General features: G+C 26.7%; 1 pseudogene. It reads left to right on the plus strand.

What is annotated here, in order from left to right:
• Positions 1 to 39: 39 nt before the first annotated feature.
• A pseudogene (locus FVF61_RS01520) lies at positions 40 to 240 on the plus strand (DUF6090 family protein); the annotation flags it as partial.

Consider the following 240-nt stretch of genomic DNA (forward strand, 5'->3'; position numbering starts at 1 on the left):
ACAAACACGTTGTGCTTCATTATAACCAACCACTAACCAATGATAAAATTCTTTAGAAAGATTAGACAAAACTTGTTAATGGAAAATAAAACTGGAAAGTATTTTAAATATGCTATCGGAGAAATTATTCTTGTGGTTATTGGAATTTTAATTGCACTTCAAATCAATAATTGGAATAACAACAGAATAGAACACAAAATTGAAACGAATATTTTAAGTGAAATTCTAGTAAACCTTGAA

This window comes from Xanthomarina maritima (assembly GCF_008084905.1).
GTDB classification, from domain to species: Bacteria; Bacteroidota; Bacteroidia; order Flavobacteriales; family Flavobacteriaceae; genus Xanthomarina; species Xanthomarina maritima.